The sequence below is a fragment of the Nitrosomonas sp. genome, assembly GCF_043753625.1.
In the GTDB taxonomy this organism is placed as follows: Bacteria; Pseudomonadota; Gammaproteobacteria; order Burkholderiales; family Nitrosomonadaceae; genus Nitrosomonas.
Genome location: NZ_JAYUWI010000156.1, coordinates 1 through 2,808, shown reverse-complemented (window position 1 = coordinate 2,808; position 2,808 = coordinate 1). Strand labels below are relative to the sequence as shown.

The following is a 2,808-nucleotide window of genomic DNA, read 5'->3' as shown; positions in this document are numbered from 1 at the left end:
TGATGTCACTGCGCCGACCGATGCTGAACTTTATACAAAAAAGTCACGGCCCACTACTACATCTAGCTACCTTGGGAGTTAACCGGATAAGCACGGTTTGAACAAGCTCATTGAGTGCAAACCTAAAAATTCCATTAAATTGTTGATTAACACTAATTCCTCTACTGTGACTAAACAAAACCATACTCTGTTGATTGTGTCATTATTTTTCATGCGCATGGCTTTAGTTGCCTGGATAGCTGCATTCGCTGCCAGCGCCGTATCTGCGCCCGTATCTGGTCCGGTCAAATGGCATCCGGGTCATTATTATGACCTTATGGGTAGTAAAAATAATTCTAAGTATATGGCACAAGTATACAAAGAGCTGAAAAATACACCAGCCCTGCGCGGGGTGCAAATTCGTTATACTTGGGCAGAGCTGGAAACATCTTATGGTGTGTATAATTTCACTTCCATTGACAAAAATCTTGCCGAACTTGCCACGCAAAATAAAAGACTTATTATTTTGCTGCAAATAAAAGCATTCGATCCTAATATGGCTTCCGTTCCAGAGTACTTGAAAGCCGGAATATACGACGAAGGTATATTCTCTTTTAATAATGGCGGCAGCACCATTATTAAAGGACACAACATCAAGCTGTGGAATTCCAATGTACGTGATCGCCTGGTTGCTCTAGTTAGTGCATTGGGAACGCGCTTTAATTCCCATCCCTACTTCGAAGGTATCGGCTTGACAGAAACCTCCATGGGGGTACCAATAAAAACACTATCCAGTACTCAGGAAGATGATTTTTACAGCAACCTATCTTTAGTGAACAAAAAGATGCGCGAGTTCTTCCCCAATACTATGACATTCCAGTTCACAAACTATCCGCGTTCGTTTCTAAAATCATTTATAGAAAACTTGAGCGCAATAGGAACAGGGTTAGGTGGACCAGATACTTTCATCGAAGATCCAGGACTTAATCACCCTGGAGATAAACACTCTCCAAGCGGAGTGTATTCCTATTATCCTAAACTTTCCGGGATCATACCCCTGACACCTTCGGTGATGCAGTCAAACTACGCAAATACTCGGTGGGATAAAACAGGTCGTGAGCCAACCGTCTTGGAGCTGCTCACTTTTGCACGAGACAAGCTGAAAGCTAATTATATATTCTGGACGCGAGCTCCAGGATATTATCCCAAAGTTCTGTTGATGTTGAACGAATCAAATCAAACTAGAGATCCTGTCGGTGGACTGGATCCGAATTGTCCCAAGGTCTATAACTCCTGTATCGACTAGCTATTTGGACAAAAACCACTGACTACAGATAACAATGCCCATGTTTTTATCACCTTGCTTACATAGCACCAGCCAGGGAATCCTTAATCCAATTAAGGAAATAACAGTTTGCCTGAGAATTATGGCGACGAATATTTCTGAGATATTAGACAAAGATTTTGTTATTATTGCTTCGGAATGAATTATTCATGATTTTGTGTGTTTTCTATATACATACAGAACAAGTGGTTACCTGCAAAAAGATTCATGGATAAATCGTTCTGGATCTATAGGTAGTTTGGGCGAATTTCAAAGAAAAATAACCTTACCTTTGAGCAGGAGGTAAGGATATATATGGTGTTGCTTGCCTGGAATACTGTTTCTGGGCTTGGGCTCTGTGCTGATAATATCCAGAGTCTTCATCATGGACGCTGCTTTCCTGCGACCAATCAGTATTCCCTGACGCAAAAACCACGTGGTGTAGCTGCGTGAACCCTATTGTGGTGTTTTTAGGTATTGCTCGTCCATCTTTCGTAGCAAAACCAAATCAACATCACTTGCCGGTTGAGGCTGATCAAATAAGTCGAGCGTGCCAAGCCCAGTAAGTGGCACTGGCGAATTTGGCTAAGTTTCTCGTTAAGCTCAATCATCATCTTGCGTTCCGCCGCACTTAATGATCGAGCTTTCTGACTAAAAAATCGCGTTCCACCGTCAGTTGCCCGATGATACGGTGTAAATCGTTTGTGGTTTGTCCGTTCTCTTTGTTAGCATTGTTGCTTCTGGAAAACAACTCGTCGCCTGTTCAATGAGTTGCTGTTTTCAGCTATTGATCTGTGTGGGATGTATCCCATAACGTGTTGCCAGTTGGGGAATAGTCTCATCGCCCCGTATCGCAGCCAGCGCTACTTTCGCCTTGAATTAACTGGAATATTGTGCGCGTTTCTTGCTCATGATTATGATCCTCTATATAGTATCCATAGCAGAGCTTAACAACCTGTCCAGTTTTGTGGTACCACTTTACTGCTGATGTGGTCTACCATCGTATTTCCTGATTAGAAAGATTCTTCAGCTAGCCGAAGCCAACGTGCTGGGCGAGGCCCGATAGTAACTGCAGCGACGAGTAGACGTAGAGGAAGCATCTCATGATGGAAGCGCCGGTTGAAACGGTAAACAAATGCACCGAGGTAACGGGTTCCGTATTTGGCGAAATCGAATGCATGGTAAGCGCCACCCAGGCTGGTTTTGAGGTTGCCCAAAACCGTATTGATCCAGTTGAATTCTGGAAAATCCTTAGGCTTGCGACCGTCCGCGACAATTGCCCGGTGCTGGCAGCCAGCATCAGTAATCCCGGCAAAACAACCCAATCCATCGGAAGTGACTATACAACCCGGCGTATCCTGGCGCTCAAAAACGACATAAAAGCATTGGAATTACGTTGCAAGATATTAATGCAAGAATCCCAAGCTGCGCAGTTAATTGACAGTATTCCAGGGTTCGCTGTGATCTGTGCTTCAGAGTTGGCGGGCGAGATTGGCACCATTGAT

The 2,808-nt window shown here is 43.9% G+C and carries 2 protein-coding genes and 1 pseudogene; 1 reads left to right on the top strand and 2 read right to left on the bottom strand.

Annotated elements, in window-relative coordinates:
* The first annotated feature begins 97 nt into the window (after window positions 1–97).
* Window positions 98–1,285 carry a glycoside hydrolase gene (locus tag ACH10T_RS12940; RefSeq protein ID WP_394809675.1) on the top strand — a complete coding sequence of 396 codons (1,188 nt, stop codon included), beginning with the start codon at window positions 98–100 and terminating at the stop codon, window positions 1,283–1,285.
* 488 nt (window positions 1,286–1,773) lie between these two features.
* On the opposite strand, the gene ACH10T_RS12935 is transcribed toward ACH10T_RS12940, so the two are convergent.
* Together ACH10T_RS12935 and ACH10T_RS12930 are read right to left on the bottom strand one after the other, a co-directional pair.
* Window positions 1,774–1,917: a hypothetical protein gene (locus ACH10T_RS12935; protein ID WP_394809674.1), complete on the bottom strand. Its 144-nt coding sequence runs from the start codon at window positions 1,915–1,917 to the stop codon at window positions 1,774–1,776.
* Between the two features lie 399 nt (window positions 1,918–2,316).
* A pseudogene (locus tag ACH10T_RS12930) lies at window positions 2,317–2,655 on the bottom strand (transposase); the annotation flags it as partial.
* Window positions 2,656–2,808: the final 153 nt, after the last annotated feature.